Raw genomic sequence first — 17,708 nt, forward strand, 5'->3', positions numbered from 1 at the left:
TGACACGACATGGGCAAGTATTTAGGAGGGGTTATATGGCTGAAGAAAATTTATTCAAGGTTGTTTATGCGGATGCAGAGGACTTTGCAACGCAACATTTGGTTGAGGAAGCAAGTTTAAAAGCAACTTCAGAGAAGAAAGAAGCAGGTTACTGGGCAGTCATTTTCAAACGATTTGCCCGTAACAAAGCTGCCGTTTTTGGTTTAGTATGTTTTGCAATTTTATTAGCAGCTACAGCTTTTGCAAATGTTATCGCTCCTTATAATCCGGATGAAATTGTAGGGGATTTCCTACAAGCACCAACAATGGCGCATTGGCTAGGCACAGATGAAATCGGGCGTGATGTATTTTCTCGGGTTTTATATGGTGGTCAAGTTTCTATGTTTGTTGGGATTACTTCCGTTTTAATTTATGCAGCAATCGGCACGACTTTAGGTTTGATCTCAGGTTTCTTAGGTGGCGTATGGGATTTCGTGATCATGCGTTTAACAGAAGTTATCATGTCATTCCCGTATTTCTTAGTGGTATTAGTAGTTGTTGGTATCCTTGGTCCATCAATCTGGAATGTAACCATCGTAATTGGTTTGTTTGGTTGGGCGCCACTATGTCGCTTGGTTCGTGCTGAAGTAATGAAATTACGTGAAGCAGACTATATTCAAGCAGCCGTAGCATCTGGTTACTCAACAAGCAACATTGCTTTCAAACAAATTGTGCCAAACATCCTTTCACCAATTTTGGTAAACATGACATTTGGTATCTCTACTTCAATTATTACTGAAGCTTCTCTATCTTTCCTAGGTGTAGGTGTTGTACCACCGACTTCATCATGGGGGAACTTGCTAACAGCAGCGCAATCTCTATCCGTACTAACCATGCAACCATGGCGTTGGGTACCAGTTGGACTTGCTATCTTCTTAGCGGTTCTTTCTATCAACTTCATTGGTGAAGGTTTACGTGGCGCAGTGGAAGGTGAAATCTAACCTAGTTAGGGAGAGCGGAGGAATACTTATGAAAGAAAAACTACTAGCTTTATTGACTGTAGCAACGCTTGCCCTTGCAGGGTGCGGCGCAAATGCTTCAATTGAAACAACCGGGACTGCTAATGCCCAAGAAGTATCAAATTTGGATACAACACTTGATATTGGTACAACCAATACGATTTCAGGATTTAACGTATTTAATACAACCGACGTTGCGGGTCAATGGATTCAACGTTTTATGTATCCATCCATGTTGGATCAACCTGAAGCAGGTGTATTCCAACCGAATGTTGCGACCATGACGACTGAAGACAATCAAACCTATACCATTACAGTGGGTGACGATGTGACTTGGTCAGATGGCGTACCTTTTACCGCAGACGATATCGCTTATAACTTCAGTATCATTGCCAATCCAGATATTGAAACATCATCTAGTTCTTTAATTAAAGCAATCCAAGGTTTAGACGGTACAGGTAAATTGGAAGAGGGCGCTGAAACAATTTCTGGTGTGAATGTGATCGATGATAAGACATTGACCATTACTTTGAAAACCCCAATGGATCCAGCATATGTATATGAAAACATTGGTTTCAAATTGATGATTGCACCGAAACATGTTGTGGAAAAAGAAGATATCTACAATTTAGGTTCTTCTACTTTTGCAACAGCACCAACAGTTTTTGCAGGACCTTACAAGTTCGTTGAATATGCGAGCGGTTCATACGTAAAATTAGCCGCAAATGAAAGCTACCACAAAGGCGAACCAAAAATTCCAAACGTGATTGTGCATATTATGGACTCTACAGGTATGGTAATTGCCTTACAAGCTGGTGAATTAGACATGACTGCCGGTGGTGGTATTGCCCTAATTCCAATTTCAGATGTGAAATTCTTACAAGAGAATGAAGATATCCACGTTGAATCTAACTATGGTACTTCTGTTCAGTTTATGAATATCAATAACGAAAAATTCGATAATGCTACTTTTAGATTGGCTTTACTAACAGCAATCAACCGTGACCGTATGGCAGATGGTTTGCTACAAGGTGAAGGGGAAGTTATTCCGACTACTTATACATCAGTGAGTCCGTATAAAGATCCAGACTTAGCGCCAGTTGCTTATGATCCTGAAGAAGCTAAACGATTACTTGAAGAATCAGGATTTGATACAAGCCAAACAATTAAATTGGCTGTACCAACTGGTAACGTAACACGTATGAATGCAGCCAACTTAATTGAACAAGACTTAGAAGCAATCGGTTTAGATATTGTTCAAACGTCAGCTGACTTTACGACCCATGCAGCAAATGTTGCAGCTGGTGATTATGATTTAGCGATGATGGGACAAGCCTTGAACGTTGACCCTGACCAATCTTCATACTGGGCTTCAACTGGTTCAAATACCTTAAATATCGATGACCCTGTCTTAGATGAATTAATTACAGAAGGCTCTACCTTAACTAGCTTCGAAGATCGTTACGCTGTTTACCAAGAAATTCAACAACGTTTCCAAGAACAAGCTTACCTAGTACCACTTTACTCAGATTACCAATTCATTATTGAAAACAAACAACTAGATGGCGGTATTACACCATTCTGGTTCGGTTCATTAACGGATGCCCAAGATTGGACATTGAACAACGCATACTAACCCGCCTAAGGGAAACGGAAAGGATTTGACGACAATGAACTTTATGAAAGAAAAAAACATCTTAGAAGTCAACCACTTGAAAATCTCATTTAAAACCTTAGATGGTAATGTCCAAGCAATTCGCGACGTGTCTTTCTCCTTGAAAAAAGGAGAAACACTAGCCATTGTTGGGGAATCCGGTTCAGGGAAATCAGTATCAACGAAAGCAATCACAGGCTTACTGCCAAAAAACTTAACCAATATTGAAGATGGTGAAATTCTTTTTAACGGCAAAGATTTATTGAAAGCCAGCAATAAAGAACTTACTAAGGTACGTGGTTCTGAAATTGCCATGATCTTCCAAGATCCAATGACTTCGTTAAACCCAGTGATGACTGTAGGTATGCAAATTGCTGAAGCGATTATGGCGCATACACGTTTGGATAAAAAGACGGCCCTTGATCGTGCCATTAAATTAATGGAAAAAGTAGAAATCAAGGATGCCGCGAAAAAAGCCTATCAATATCCACACCAATTCTCAGGTGGTATGCGTCAACGTATCATGATTGCGATGGCCCTTGCATGTAAACCCAAAATTCTGATTGCCGACGAACCGACAACAGCCCTTGATGTATCTGTTCAAGCGCGCATCATCGAGTTAATCAATGAATTAAAAGACGAATTCGATACGTCAGTTATTTTCATTACCCATGATTTAGGTGTGGTAGCCAATGTCGCCGACCGTGTTGCTGTAATGTATGCTGGTCGTGTGATTGAAGCAGGTACAACAAACGAAATCTTCTATCATCCACAACATCCATATACATGGGGATTATTGGAAGCAACACCGACCTTATCAACAGAGGACGACCAATTGTATACCATTCCTGGTAACCCACCAAACATGGCAAACTTGAAACCTGGTGATCCTTTTGCACCAAGAAATCCATATGCATTAGGTATTGATTTCGTAACTGAACCACCAATGTTTAGAGTGACTGAAACGCATTCAGCTGCAACGTGGTTGTTGGATGATCGTTCACCAAAAATTACGCCACCATTAGATATTCAAGCACGTTACGTGATATACGAAAATTTGATGGGTCGTGATAAGGGGGAGTCGGTAGCGGACTATAATGAAGTAGCCATTGCCGCTTTTGAAACAGCGAATGAGTTGGGGCCCAAAACCTTTGATGATGCAGTAGCTGCAGTTGAATTTTTAGAAGTATAGAGGGGGTTTGGTTATGACTGAAAACATTGTAAAAGTAGAACGTGTCAAAAAGATTTATAAGCAAAGTCGTAGCGAACAAGTCGTTGCCGTGAATGATGTTTCTTTTACCATCAAAAAAGGGGAAACCTTTGGCCTAGTTGGGGAATCTGGTTCAGGTAAATCCACAACTGGTAAATTATTGATGGGCTTAGAAGATATCACTGATGGGAAAATTACCTTCATGGGGCACGATGTTGCTGCTATTAAAGGACGTAAAGATCTACTTGCTTTCCGAAAAAATATCCAAATGATCTTCCAGGATCCATATGCTTCTCTAAATCCACGTATGACCGTAAAAGAAATTATCGGCGGGCCTATGCGTATTCACGGTTTGGTCAAAAGCCAAGGTGAACAAGACGCAGCCGTGTATGACTTAATGGAACAAGTTGGTTTGGATCCTGCATATGCGAACCGTTATGCGCGTGAGTTTTCTGGCGGTCAATGTCAACGTGTAGGGATTGCGCGTGCATTGGCTTTACAACCAAAATTAATCATCGCTGACGAAGCCATTTCTGCACTAGATGTGTCTATTCAAGCGCAAATTGTTAACTTGTTACGTGAATTGAAGAAGACAAATGATTTAACTTACCTATTCATTACCCATGATTTATCCATGGTAAAATACATCTCTGACCGTATTGGGGTAATGAGCCAAGGGCGTTTGGTTGAATTGGCGCCAGCTGATGAAATCTACAATAATCCTTTACATGATTACACAAAATCATTGTTATCCGCTATTCCAACAGCAGACCCAGAATCAGAACGAGTACGTCGTCGTATTCATTTCGATGGTTTGACATATACAGATGCAGAATATGCAGAATGTAGTTTAGTTGAAATCGCACCTGATCATTTTGTATATTGTCACCCTAGTGAAGTGGCAGATTATGAAAGAAAAGCAAATGCGGTCTTTAGCTTGGTTTAATATAAAATTGCTTATTTTTTCCTCCATTACCTAGCCGGTAGTGGAGGTTTTTTATTGATAAAATTGTCGATGATTTGACTTTTTTGCAAGGTGACAATGCGCAGAAATCCCTAAATATAGGGATTAGTAGGGTACAATTTGAAAGCGTTAACATGACCGAAGGGGTATAAAATACAATTATTGTTTTATTTTTATGCGGACAAAAAATGCATAAAAATAGACGATATTTCGTGAAAAGTTATGCGATTTTGGCGATGTAGCAAGTTTTCTATCGCACAAGTCAAAGTTGGCGATTGACGATAAAATATCGCTTTCTGCAATAAAATGTTGCACTTGATTAAACTTGTGAATTTCTTCACTACCTTTTAGAAATAAAGGTTGTAAACGTTTTCTTTTCTTCGTATAATGACCATATTGAAAGTTCGAATGTTGCAAATTATTTTTTTTAGTTAAAAATTGAAATCGTTTACATTCATTATACATTCGGACTTCTTGCTTTCGCGAAGCAAACTAGTTGGTTACTGATTACTTCTTCAATAGATGGGAGAAAAGAAAATGGCACAAAATGTAAATGCACCAGTTGAGCAATACCATAACGCAAAACAATGGGAAATTGCTTTATTCTCACTTAACAACTCTGCTTCAAACTTATATCTTTTCGCTTTTGGTTTCTTAACTTACTACGCAACAGGTGTTGTAGGTTTTGCTACTTTGACAGTTGCCTCATTATTGGGTGCAGCGCGTTTATTCGATGGTTTGATTGACCCTATGATCGGGGTTATCATGGACCACGTTGATACTAAATGGGGTCGTTTCCGTCCAATCATGTTAATTTCAAACATCGGTTTGGCATTATCATTTGCTTTATTATTCTCAACTCACTTGTTTGATGGTGGTATGAAATTTGTGATTTACTTTATCGCATTGATTTTCCACAAAATCGTGTACTCTTTCCAACAAACAGTAACGAAAGCAGCGCAACCCGTTTTAACAAACAACCCTAAACAACGTCCATTATTCTCAATTTACGATACAATCTTTTCTTCAATTGGGATCTTCTCATTAGGACAAATGCTTATTGCTAACTGGTTAGCACCTCGTCACGGGGGCGAATTTAATGCAGCATTCTTTGGTGAATTTATTACAGGTATGGTTGTCCTTTCATTTATTTTAACTGTCCTAGCAATGATTGGTATTGCCCGTAAAGATAACAAAGAATACTTTGGTTTAGGTGCAAATTCAGTTGAAACGAAATCAATCAAAGATTACTGGTCAGTTGTTAAAGGCAACCGTCCTTTACAAGTATTAGCATTAACTTCAGCTTTAGTTAAATTCTTATCTACTGCTATCGGGGACCAAGTATTCTTAGTATTAATCTTTGGTATTGTTTTAGGTAACTATGGTATTTCAGGTACCTTAGGTTTGATCCAAATTGTTCCTAACTTGTTATTAGTTGCAGCATTCTCAATTTTAGCTTCTCGTACTTCATTGAAAAATGCTTACATGGCTTCATTAACCTTGTTAATTATTTCAGTTTCAACAATGGGATTAATCCTATATACATCACCAGACACAACTCAAATTTTTGCTAACGGTGGTTTAGCAATGTACGCATTCTCAGCTGGTTACATCGGCTTCAAGATTGCAGCAAGTTACCCAACTTCAATCGTATTAACAATGGCTGCAGATATTTCGGACTACGAAACTGCACGTTCAGGTCGTTTCGTATCTGGTTTAATCGGTACAGTATTCTCACTAACTGACTCAATCTCAACATCATTAGCACCAATTATGATTGGTTGGTTGATGATTGGTATCGGCTTCACAGATGCTTACCCAGGTCCAGATGAACCACTTTCAGATGGTTTATTCTCAGCCGCAACAACGTTATTAGTTATCCTACCTGTTGTTATTTCAATCATCGCAATGTTCTTGATGACTCGCTACCCATTAAACAGACAAAAAATGGAAGAAATTCAAGAAAAAATTGCAGAACGTAAAGCAGCATAGAAAATATTCCACCTCAAAGAAATTTTTCAACATGCAGTACCAAACGTTCTAATATGAAAAATAGCCTCTTCGTGCACGAAGAGGCTATTTTTTTGGACATCTGGAATAGAAGTAAACTAGACCCTAAGAATTGGACCATGAGCCTTTTAAATATAAAGTTTCATATTTGAAAAAGATGGCTACTATCCAACTATGAGATCCTGTAGTAGAAAATAGGCACTATCAAAAATTATTTGAATAGTAAATAAACGGGAGTATTTATTTTAGCCACAGGCTCTAGAAAAATTCCGTCAACACGGCATTTTCAATGGATATTTCCAAAAAAAGTTATTTTTTATTAAAATATAGTGATATTTTTGTTGACAACTACTCAGAAATATTCTAATATAAATTTAATCAAATATTCATAAATGAAGAGTAAAGACAAAGAGATAGGGAATTCATTTCGAGAGAGTCTGTGGATGCTGCGAACAGATAATGCCCCCTATGAAGACACAGCTTTATGCATTGACCTAAAGTCCGGTGGTACCGATATAACCAGAGTTACACTATAGGTGTAGACTCAATGAGGTTGCAAGTGTGAACTTGTAACAAATTAAGGTGGGAACACGTTCAGACGTCCTTAGTCCAGAAATGGATTAAGGGCGTTTTTTGTATCTAAAATGAGAAAATTCGGATTTATAAAGGAGGAACAACATGGCCACATCCAACGTGCTACAACGTATCAGCTTAGCGAAAGAATATCTAGAAACAGTCTCTGCCGCAGGTTTTCGACTGATAGACCTCAACATGGTTGAACCATTCAATACGGAAAATAAAGCCGATTATCCACAAAACATTGTCTTTGAAAAGGATGATCAAATTTATGCCATCCGGTCTGATTGGACACGATCTATCTTGAATTATAAGAATGCCTACCACTTAGACCAAGATAACTTTGGCTACTACGGACCCATGATTCGCAATCATGAATCCTCTTATCAAGCTGGCGTTGAATTGGTAGAACCAAGTCCAGAACAAATGGCGAAAACAATTGAATTGCACTTGGATTTTGTGGAACGCATGAGTGAACGACCTTTTAACATCATCGTGGTCAACAACGAAGACCTCTTGGATATGTATATTGAAAAATTTGCCTTTAGCCAAGAAATCAAAGCCTACGTCGTTGAGAAAAACCTGTCAGCCTTAGCCAACATCCTTGGTCGTGACCATTATTTTTACAAACTAATGACCTTACCAGTTTCGCAACAATATGAGTTGGTGAACCAAGACTTCGGTGACACCAAAGCAATGGAAGTTGTCCATCTGCTGCAAGAGCGCTTAGCCAATCGCCCAACGAAAATTGTCTTAGACTTATCGTTCCGGTCACCGCAAGCATACTACAACGGCTTTTACTTCCAAGCATTTTTAGAAAATAACGCCAAACCTGTTTTCTCAGGTGGTCAATATGCATCCGGTTGGTTTGGCATCGGGTTGAACTTATCAAAAGGAGGATTTCTATGATTACGATTGCCTTGGCAAAGGGCCGCGTCTACAAGGCCTTTAATGAATTTTTGGCAGACAAAGACCTAGCTGGATATGCCGACGGCTTACAAGAAGGCGGACGCGACTTATTCCGCGTGGTGGGTGACGTCAAATTTATCTTCGCAAAGGGTAAGGACGTCCCAACCTATGTCGAGCAAGGTGTTGCGGATCTTGGTGTAGTTGGTTCAGATACCATTACGGAAAAAACGTATAACGTCTTGAACGTATCGGAATTGCCTTTTGGGCAGTGTCGTCTGGCCATTGCGGGGCCAACTGCCCTGGACGAATCAGACATCAAAGTGGTCGCGACTTCTTTTCCCAACCTGACCCGCCAATACTTCAACCAAAACAAGCAAGACGTAGACATTGTCTTCCTCAATGGTTCGGTTGAATTGGCACCAATTCTTGGTTTGTCAGACGCCATCGTGGATATCGTGCAAACTGGTACGACACTCAAGGAAAATGATTTACGCGAGTATAAAACGATTTTACCGGTCCAGGCGCGACTGATTGCCAATAAACAGTCATTTTATATTAAAGAAGAGGGCATTTATCAATTCATGCAAGAGATAGGAGTGGTGTAAGTGGACGTTGCAAGTTTTCGTGCAATTATTAAAGCGCAAAAGGCAGCCGGTTTAGATGTTGAGCGCATGCTGGCGGTGCAAAATATTATCAATGACGTACGTAGCCAAGGTGATGCGGCAGTGGTCGACTACACGAATCGTTTCGATGGCCAAAACTATACAAATGCCGAAGCATTCAGGGTTTCGCCAGATCGTTTGAAAGCATCTTGGGACGAATTAAGTCCAGAGCTGCAAGCTAGTCTAAAAACCACTAAAGCCCGTATCGAAGCTTATGAGCGATCCATTTTGTATCAGGACATGATTGGCGAGGAAATCTCTTACGTCTATCATCCACTAGAAGTGGCGGGTTTCTACATACCCGGTGGGAAAGCCCTCTATCCATCGACCGTTTTGATGACGGTTGTGCCGGCGCTAGTGGCGGGCGTGACCAACTTTGTGGTGACCACACCCGTTTTCGCTGACACATCTATCACCTTCGCAGCCTTGTATCTATGTGGCGTAACGGACAACGTATTTGCTATCGGTGGCGCCCAAGCAATCGCAGCTATGGCATACGGGACTGAAACGATTCCGCAAGTCGACAAGATTTGTGGCCCCGGAAACGCCTTTGTGGCTATGGCCAAGCGCCTAGTCAATGGGGATGTGGCCATCGACGCCATCGCCGGACCGAGCGAAATCCTCCTATACGTTGACGACTCAATTCCTGTAGACGCCATCGTGTACGACATTTTCGCCCAAGCCGAGCATGACCAAGCAGCCAGAACCTTCCTGTTATGTGAATCTCAAAGCTTTGCTGATAAAATTGCAGCCCGCATCGAGGCACTATTGCCAACACAAAAAAGACGCGACATTATACAAGCATCTATCACCAACAACCACTACAGTATCGTGGACACAAGAGAGCATTTGATTGCTATCCTCAACGAGATTGCGGCCGAACACGTATCTATTCAACACCGTGACCAAGATGAGATTGTGGCGCAAGTGCAATATGCAGGGGCCGTATTCAAAGGTTACTATGCTATGGAAGCTATCGGCGATTATGTTGCCGGACCATCCCATGTTTTACCAACGGGTGGGACTGCACGTTTTAGCCACGGCTTAACATCTAACGATTTCAGAACGGCCAACGCGGTCATCAACATTCAACACGCAACTTATGATCAAATCGCACCAGCTGGCGAATTACTGGCTGAAGCTGAAGGGTTATATGCCCACCAAGCATCCATTGCCATTCGAAAGGCGGAATCACCATATGACGAAAAATGATTACCTCAATCAAATTGCCAGTATCGACAATGATACGCAAACGATTATGAACCGCAACACTTCACCTATACGACCATTATCAGACCAAGCCATCATCGAAGTGGTCTTGGATACACCTTACAACCAATATCCTGAAGACCAGGAAGCAAATTTCAAACAAGCGTATGCGGATTACAATGGCTTCAATGTCCAAAACGTAGCTGTAGCCAATGGGTCAGATGAATGGATTCAAAAACTGATCATTCAATTTGGTAAGGATGGCGTGTTGGCCGATGCCCCTGATTTTTACATGTATGAAGATTATTCTAGACAATTAGGCTATCCATTTAACACTGTATCAGCCAATGAAAACTATGAATTTTCAGCATCTGCCATTATTCAAGGGCTCGACCAATATAAACCGTCCATTTTGTTCATCTCTAATCCACATAATCCAACAGGCCAACAATTCTCAAGTTTGTTTCTGCAAAATATTGCGGATGCCTGCCAAGCACGAGACGTGATTTTTGTCATCGATGAAGCTTATGTGGAATTTGCCGATGATTATGATCGTCCGAAAAACGCCAATGTCGTCTATATCCGGACCCTATCTAAGATTTACGGAATTGCTGGATTACGAGTGGGGATTGCCTTAGCCAAAGGACCTATTTTTGACAAATTAGTGGACATTAACCATCCCTACCCAATCAACAGTTTATCCTTAAATTTAGCTAGCAAGTTGTTTGAAGATACGGCGAAATTAGATGATTGGATTGACTATCAAAAAGACTTACAAGTCCAATTGGTGGCAGCCTTTGACCAAGTGGCTGATATCGTAAATATCATTCCTTCAAAGACCAACTTCGTATATATGTATGGGGAAAATGTAGATGCATTTGCCAAATTCATGACGGCAAAAGGTTATATCGGCCGAACTTACGAAACAGACGGCATCATCACAGCCGCACGTTATTCGATTATCGATAAGAAAGATTATCCACAATTAGCAGCAACCATCAAAGAATGGAGGGACCAATTTACCAATGAGTAATAGTCAAGAATTTAAAACAAATCCAATTAAAGAACGTGAAACCAAAGAAACCAGCATCAAATTGGCTTTAAGCAAAAAAGATGGGACCCAAGAAGCCGGGGCATCAACCATCAAAACAGGGGTTGGTTTCCTAGACCATATGCTCACTTTGTTTGCCTTCCATTCAGGTTTAGATTTGTATGTGGAAGCCAATGGGGATACTTGGGTTGACGATCATCATACAACGGAAGATATCGGTATTCTACTAGGTGAGGCGATTCGGGATTTATATACGAGCTTACCGTCTTATGAACGTTACGGCTTTTATTTCCTACCCATGGATGAGACCTTGAGCCGCGTGGTGCTTGATTTATCCGGACGTCCGGTCTGCAGCTTTAATGCCGCGTTTTCAAGAGAAAAAGTAGGTACTTTTGATACGGAGCTTGTGGCGGAATTCTTTTATGCAGTAGCCATGAATAGCCGCATGACCTTGCATATCGATTTACTGAAAAATGGTAATACCCATCATGAGATTGAAGGTATTTTCAAAGGCTTTGCCAGAGCGTTGGCGATTGCCTTGGCCCCAACTGAGGGTGGGGTACCATCGACAAAAGGGCTTATTCAATAGGCGTTAAGTACTTTTCACATAAATAGTAGGAAAGGAGCTAGGACATGGACATTATTCCAGCGATTGATTTGATTGGCGGCAAGAGCGTGCGATTGAGTCAGGGCGATTATGATCAACAGATTGATATGCCGATGTCGGTGACGGAGGCGTTGGCTTATTATAGCCAGTTTCCGCAGGTGCGCCGGATTCACGTGGTGGATTTGATTGGGGCGGCTGAGCAGATGGCGATGGAGACGTCGACGATTAGTGAGATTAAGGCGGTGAGTCAGCTACCTTTGGAATTGGGTGGTGGCTTGCGTGACCAGGCGACGCTTGAGACTTATGACAAGCTTGGTATTGATTACTTTATTCTCGGTTCTCGGGCCATTATGGATGTGCCTTGGCTGAGAGAGATGGTAGCTTTGTATCCCAACCGGATTTTTGTCGGCATCGATTGTAAGGATGAAGATATTTATATTAATGGTTGGAAGGAAAATTCTGGTCGCCAGATTGATGAATATGTGGCGGAGATTGAGGATTTACCGATAGCAGGTATTATTTATACGGATATTTATAAAGATGGGATGAAGCAGGGCCCAAATGTTGAACGAACAGGTAAGTTGCAAGAGATTACTCACCACGATGTGATTGCAAGTGGTGGGGTGCGGAGTCGACATGACTTGGACGCACTTGAAGCTGTTGGTATTGGACAAGCGATTGTGGGCAAGGCTGCTCAGGATCCGGCATTTTGGAAAGGACTATAAAAATGAAAAAAATTATCCCATGTTTAGATACGAAAGACGGTAAATTGGTAAAAGGCGTAAACTTTGTCAACGTGAAAGAATTAGGTGACCCAGTTGAATTCGCCAAAGGTTATTCAGATGATGGTGCAGATGAATTAGTCATCCTAGATATCACGAAAACATCAGAAGGACACGCGCTACGTACTGAAATGATCCGCCAAGTAGCAGATGCCATTGATATTCCATTAACTGTTGGTGGTGGTATCGCAACATTACAAGATATCCAAGATGCATTAGACGCAGGTGCCAGCAAAGTTGGTATCAACTCAGCTGCTGCGAAAAATCCAGACTTTATCAACGAAGCAGTTGCTGCTTATGGTTCAGATAAAATTACCATCGCTGTCGACATGGCTTACGATGACGAAAAAGAAGGCTACTTCTTATATACTAACGCCGGCCAAACGCAAGAAGACGTGGACGCTTTAGAATGGTGTAAAGAATGTGAAGCCCGCGGTGCAGGTGCTTTACTAATTACCTCAATTGATACTGATGGTGCTTATACAGGTTTCGACATTCCATTCTTGAAATTAGCTAGTGAAGCTGTCAACATTCCAATCATCGCTTCAGGTGGTGCGGGATCAATCAGCGACTTCATTGAATTATTTGAAGAAACTACCATTGAAGCTGGTTTAGCGGCATCTATTTTCCACAAAAAAGAAGTAACTGTTAGCGAATTGAAAACGGCGCTAGCGAATGAAGGGATTGAAGTAGCAAATGGCTAATATTGATTTTGACAAGAATGGTGGCCTAGTGCCAGCAATTTTGCAAAACGCCAACACGAAGCAAGTCTTGATGATGGGCTATATGAACCGCGAAGCCTATGACTTAACTGTCAAGGAAGGTGTCGCTTGGTTTTACTCACGGTCTAAAGGGCGTTTGTGGAAAAAAGGGGAAACTTCTGGCAACGTGCAATATGTCGTAAAAATTGAGGAAGACTGCGATAACGACACATTATTATTGCAGGTCAACCCAGCTGGCCCTACCTGTCATTTAGGCACTAACTCATGTTTTGGGGATAACTATTTTAACTTGAATGTATTAGAACGTACCATTGGGGACAAGATTGCGAATCCTGTGGAAGGTTCATATACCAATTACTTGGTGACTGAAGGCTTGGATAAAATCCTTAAAAAATGCGGTGAGGAAATGACAGAAGTGGTGATTGCGGCGAAAAATCAGGCTGCTGGTCATGGCAAGGAAGAACTCTTAAATGAGACGTCCGATCTTTTTTACCACGTATTAGTCTTATTACAAAATCAAGGGATTGCTTTGAGTGAAGTGGAGGCTGTATTAGGTCAACGCCATGGTCAAAGTCACGATTATTCCGTTCGAAAAGAGATCAAAAATTACTAAAAAATAACTGATATAGCATGTATTATGAGGGTTCTGCGAACTTTTATTAAAATTAAATGAAAATTAGTGTTGACACTTATCATAAAACTTTATATACTAAGGTCAGTAAATAAAACAAGTTGATGCGATGAGAAGTAGAAGTAAACGAGATGTCTTGTGCACAGAAAGTACCGGTTGTTGAGAAGGTATGACAGGGACTCGTTGAAAAGTAGACTTTGAGCTGTAGGTGCGATCCATCCTCTGTAAAGAGGTCGGTTGAGTGTTTACCGGGTGCTGCCGTTATAAAGCCAGTTGATCGGAAGTAATTCCCGTCGACCTGAGTCTGATTTTCTAACCAATTATCAGAAAAATTAAAGGTGGTACCGCGCAGAAGCGCCCTTTGACTTAACAGTCAGAGGGCGCTTTTTTTATTTACAATTATAAAAATGTTTAGCAACTAGGCACAATAAAGATAAGACTAAATCCATTTGTCACTAGTCGCAAAAATTATTAGGAGGAAAATTGATGACCTTACTCGAAGACTTACAGCAGCTAACCACTGCGATTATCCCAGCATGTGGGGATGGCCATAGCTTCAAGCTTTTAAGCCAAAGCCAAGCACCAGCAATCTTTCTTTCTGGTCAACTAACCACTGACCATCTGATTGCGGAAGGCGACCAAGGCTTGCTATCCATCACGGAATACAAAAACTATGCCTTTAGCCTGAGCCTGAAAAAACAACAACCACTTATTCTGGATTTACAGTCCGGGTTCGGCAATCCCCTGAATGCTTACTATGCGGCCAAGGAATTGGAACGATCAGGTGCAGATATTATGATCCTAAGTGATCAAACCTATCCTGCCCACAATACAGACCAACCGGCAACGACGACAGCGCAAGATTTTATCGGCAAGATTCGCGCAGCCTTAGATGGCATCGAAAATCCAGCCATTCAAATTTGGGCACGTCTTGAAGGTTTGCACAATTACGGTAACGATGGCTTTTATGACCGTGCCCAATATGCAGCGAATGCAGGGGCATCGGCGATCATCTTAGACCACTATACCGACGAAGATTTAACGACTTTGCTAGCAGAAGATTTGCCACTTCCCTTGTTGGCAACTTTGAAGCCAGACCAAAAGCCAGCAGCTATTGACCATGAGAACTTCTATGGTTATCTAGATTTGGGTTACTTAGATGCCCAAGCTGACAAAGCCTTACAAGCCGCACTGAACACACTCTTAGAGGAGGAATTGACCTATGCTGAAAAATGAGCGCATGCGCAAGAAATTTAAAGACCATATTTATTCAGGTAAGGCCCTCATGTTGCCAGTTGCGCCGGATGCCTTAGCAGCAAAAATTGCGGAGAAACTTGGCTTTGACGCCGTATTCTCAGCGGGTTATGCAACCAGTGCCTCGGCATTCGCCATGCCTGATAGAGGGGTAACCGATTTTGGTAAGTCCCTTGAACGTACCCGCGATATTATCAACGCCGTGAACATTCCCGTTTTCGCCGATGCAGATACCGGATATGGCGATTTAGCCAATGTTCGTCGTACGGTTGAAAATTACGAGGCTATCGGTGCTGCCGGCATCTTCATCGAAGACCAAGTTTGGCCCAAACGCTGTGGCCACATGTCTGGTAAACAAGTAGAGCCAACGGAAACACTAGAAGAAAAAATCAAAGCTGCGGTTGCAGCTCGTAAGAGTCCAGACTTCTTGATTATGTCACGGACCGATGCCCGTACAGTCTACGATTTAGAAGAAGCAATTGAACGTAGCCGTCGCTACAAAGCAGCCGGTGCGGACTTGATTTTCATTGAAGCACCTCGTAGTTTTGAAGAATTTGAAACCATTCATGAAGCCTTCCCAGATACCTATATGATGGCCAATATGATTGAGGGTGGTTTAACACCATTAACGAAAACAGAGGAACTTGAAAAACTTGGTTTCAACATTATCGTATATCCAACAGCATTGACTTACGCTCAAGCCTATACCGAAAAAGAGTTGTTACAAACTTTATTAGATGAAGGTACAACTGCTTCTTACCAAGATAAAATGATTACCTTCGGCGAATTCAATGAGTTTATCGGACTTGATGATGTGAATGCCCTAGATCAAAAATATGCCCCAGAAAACATGCTGCAATTTATGTAGCAACTTGATTTGACGGGTTGAGTGGAAAGACGAAACAAAAATATTTTATGGAAATGAGGGAAATAGATGAATTACATGTTGTTAATTATAGGGGCTATTATCTTAGCTATCTTTTTAGGTGAAAAATTCGAAGTCAATGCGGGGATCATAGGTGTCGTCTTTGCTTACCTCATTGGTTCATTTATGATTGGCCTTAGTCCAGATGAGATTTTTGCTTTGTGGCCGGTTGAATTGTTCATGGTAATTTTTGGGGTATCTTTCTTCTTCAACTTTGCCAATGAAAATGGGACGCTTGAAATTATCGGGCGCCATTTAATTTACGCCTTCCGTAACCACTTGTTCTGGTTGCCATTTGGTTTCTTCTTAGCATCTGCTTTGATTTCTGGTCTAGGTGGTTCCATCTGGGGTGCAGTGCCTATCGTTGGTTTCTTAGCCTTGAATATTGCGAAAGAGAACAACTTGGATACCCGAATTATTTCCATCGCCGTTATTGAAGGCGCACTTGCTGGTGGTTTATTCCCATTCGGTCCCTTAGGTGCGATTGTTCAAGGATTGATTGCTTCAACTGGTTTTGCAGAAAATGCAGGTAATATTGCTTGGGAATTATTCCTAGCATCAACGATTTACCCAATCTTGTTGTTATTATTCTTAATGTTCTTAGACCGTAAGAACGATGCCTACAAGGATGTTGTGTTAAAAGAACCAGCGCCATTTAACAAGATGCAAAAACGTACGGTAACACTGATGAGTACTTTTATTGGGATTATGCTCTTTTTCCCAATCGCAGACAATTTAACGAATGGAAATATTGCGATTATCTCAACGATTAATGAAGCTTTAAACCTTGGTTTAATGGGGATTGTGTTCGGTTTGCTTGCCTACATTTTGAAGTTGGCAGATGGACAAACAGTGTTACACCGCACGCCATGGTCAGTAATTTGGATGACTTGTGGGATTTCGTTATTGATTGGGGTTGGGACGCAAGTAGGGATTACTGAGGCTTTGGCGCAGTTGATTGCTTACGTACCAACACCAGTTATCCCGGTTACAATTGCTTTGTTATGTGGTTGTATGTCTATTTTCTCTTCTACAATTGGGGTTATCGCACCCTTGTTCTTCACAACGCTTCCTGCTTTGTTCTTGGCAACTGGCTGGAACCCAGCGATTATGGCGATTTGTATTATCATCGGTGGTTTTGCCGCAACGGTAACACCGTTCTCTGATGGTGGTTCCTTGTTACTCGCTTCTTCAGGTTATGATGGTGAAGATCAGAAGAAACTATACAATACTTTGTTGTTTAAGGTTACGCCATTTACGGTTGGTTCAGCAGCATTGACTGCGCTGTTCCTGTCTATTCTTCATCAAATGTAGGTTTAGTTATGGTTTGTAGCCCACGGCTTGTCGTGTATTGTCCTTTAAAAGCCGTGGGACCTTTAGGATGTGACAATATGCGTTTAGACCCGAACACTGGAGGACTATAGTAGTGACACACGCAGTGTGACGCAATATAGTCTGAAGTGGAGTTGGGTCTGCTTATTGGAGCTCAACTTCTGGAGCCATGGTCTCCAGACTTGAAATCGAGCCAAGGTCTCGATTTCATC

General features: G+C 41.4%; 16 protein-coding genes. All 16 read left to right on the forward strand.

Annotated elements, in window-relative coordinates:
• The first annotated feature begins 35 nt into the window (after positions 1–35).
• The 16 genes from EF384_RS03025 to EF384_RS03100 all read left to right on the forward strand — a co-directional run bounded on the left by EF384_RS03025 (position 36) and on the right by EF384_RS03100 (position 17,478).
• Entirely contained in the window at positions 36–980 is a 945-nt protein-coding gene (locus EF384_RS03025; RefSeq protein WP_123779517.1) for an ABC transporter permease, read from the forward strand.
• A 28-nt stretch (positions 981–1,008) separates the two neighbouring features.
• Positions 1,009–2,634 carry an ABC transporter substrate-binding protein gene (locus EF384_RS03030; protein WP_123779518.1) on the forward strand — a complete coding sequence of 542 codons (1,626 nt, stop codon included), beginning with the start codon at positions 1,009–1,011 and terminating at the stop codon, positions 2,632–2,634.
• Between the two features lie 43 nt (positions 2,635–2,677).
• Positions 2,678–3,844: an ABC transporter ATP-binding protein gene (locus EF384_RS03035; protein ID WP_123779519.1), complete on the forward strand. Its 1,167-nt coding sequence runs from the start codon at positions 2,678–2,680 to the stop codon at positions 3,842–3,844.
• 13 nt (positions 3,845–3,857) lie between these two features.
• Positions 3,858–4,808: an ABC transporter ATP-binding protein gene (locus EF384_RS03040; RefSeq protein WP_123779520.1), complete on the forward strand. Its 951-nt coding sequence runs from the start codon at positions 3,858–3,860 to the stop codon at positions 4,806–4,808.
• Between the two features lie 555 nt (positions 4,809–5,363).
• On the forward strand, positions 5,364–6,818 hold the full coding sequence (locus tag EF384_RS03045; RefSeq protein ID WP_158607400.1) for an MFS transporter: 1,455 nt from the start codon (positions 5,364–5,366) through the stop codon (positions 6,816–6,818).
• 696 nt (positions 6,819–7,514) lie between these two features.
• The gene (locus tag EF384_RS03050) at positions 7,515–8,321 is read left to right on the forward strand and encodes an ATP phosphoribosyltransferase regulatory subunit (RefSeq protein WP_123779522.1); all 807 of its coding nucleotides are present in this window, start codon (positions 7,515–7,517) and stop codon (positions 8,319–8,321) included.
• Complete coding sequence (gene hisG, locus EF384_RS03055; protein WP_123779523.1) at positions 8,318–8,926, forward strand: ATP phosphoribosyltransferase; 609 nt, start codon at positions 8,318–8,320, stop codon at positions 8,924–8,926. The genes EF384_RS03050 and hisG overlap by 4 nt, the downstream gene beginning before the upstream one ends.
• Complete coding sequence (hisD, locus tag EF384_RS03060; protein WP_233570020.1) at positions 8,927–10,195, forward strand: histidinol dehydrogenase; 1,269 nt, start codon at positions 8,927–8,929, stop codon at positions 10,193–10,195.
• Entirely contained in the window at positions 10,182–11,225 is a 1,044-nt protein-coding gene (locus EF384_RS03065; RefSeq protein ID WP_123779524.1) for an aminotransferase class I/II-fold pyridoxal phosphate-dependent enzyme, read from the forward strand. Before hisD ends, EF384_RS03065 begins: the two co-directional genes overlap by 14 nt.
• Positions 11,218–11,832 (forward strand): imidazoleglycerol-phosphate dehydratase HisB, encoded by a 615-nt coding sequence (gene hisB / locus EF384_RS03070; protein ID WP_123779525.1) that lies wholly within the window; start codon positions 11,218–11,220, stop codon positions 11,830–11,832. Before EF384_RS03065 ends, hisB begins: the two co-directional genes overlap by 8 nt.
• Before the next feature lie 44 nt (positions 11,833–11,876).
• The gene (locus tag EF384_RS03075; RefSeq protein ID WP_123779526.1) at positions 11,877–12,575 is read left to right on the forward strand and encodes a HisA/HisF-related TIM barrel protein; all 699 of its coding nucleotides are present in this window, start codon (positions 11,877–11,879) and stop codon (positions 12,573–12,575) included.
• Between the two features lie 2 nt (positions 12,576–12,577).
• Positions 12,578–13,336 (forward strand): imidazole glycerol phosphate synthase subunit HisF, encoded by a 759-nt coding sequence (gene hisF / locus EF384_RS03080; protein WP_123779527.1) that lies wholly within the window; start codon positions 12,578–12,580, stop codon positions 13,334–13,336.
• Positions 13,329–13,967, forward strand: coding sequence for a bifunctional phosphoribosyl-AMP cyclohydrolase/phosphoribosyl-ATP diphosphatase HisIE (gene hisIE, locus EF384_RS03085; protein ID WP_123779528.1), 639 nt, complete (start codon positions 13,329–13,331; stop codon positions 13,965–13,967). The genes hisF and hisIE overlap by 8 nt, the downstream gene beginning before the upstream one ends.
• A gap of 504 nt (positions 13,968–14,471) precedes the next feature.
• On the forward strand, positions 14,472–15,221 hold the full coding sequence (locus EF384_RS03090) for an isocitrate lyase/phosphoenolpyruvate mutase family protein (RefSeq protein WP_123779529.1): 750 nt from the start codon (positions 14,472–14,474) through the stop codon (positions 15,219–15,221).
• Positions 15,208–16,107, forward strand: a complete 900-nt coding sequence (locus EF384_RS03095) for an isocitrate lyase/PEP mutase family protein (protein WP_199729705.1) — start codon at positions 15,208–15,210, stop codon at positions 16,105–16,107. The genes EF384_RS03090 and EF384_RS03095 overlap by 14 nt, the downstream gene beginning before the upstream one ends.
• Before the next feature lie 66 nt (positions 16,108–16,173).
• Complete coding sequence (locus tag EF384_RS03100; protein WP_123779530.1) at positions 16,174–17,478, forward strand: SLC13 family permease; 1,305 nt, start codon at positions 16,174–16,176, stop codon at positions 17,476–17,478.
• Positions 17,479–17,708: the final 230 nt, after the last annotated feature.

This window comes from Aerococcus agrisoli (genome assembly GCF_003797145.1).
Classification (GTDB): domain Bacteria; phylum Bacillota; class Bacilli; order Lactobacillales; family Aerococcaceae; genus Aerococcus; species Aerococcus agrisoli.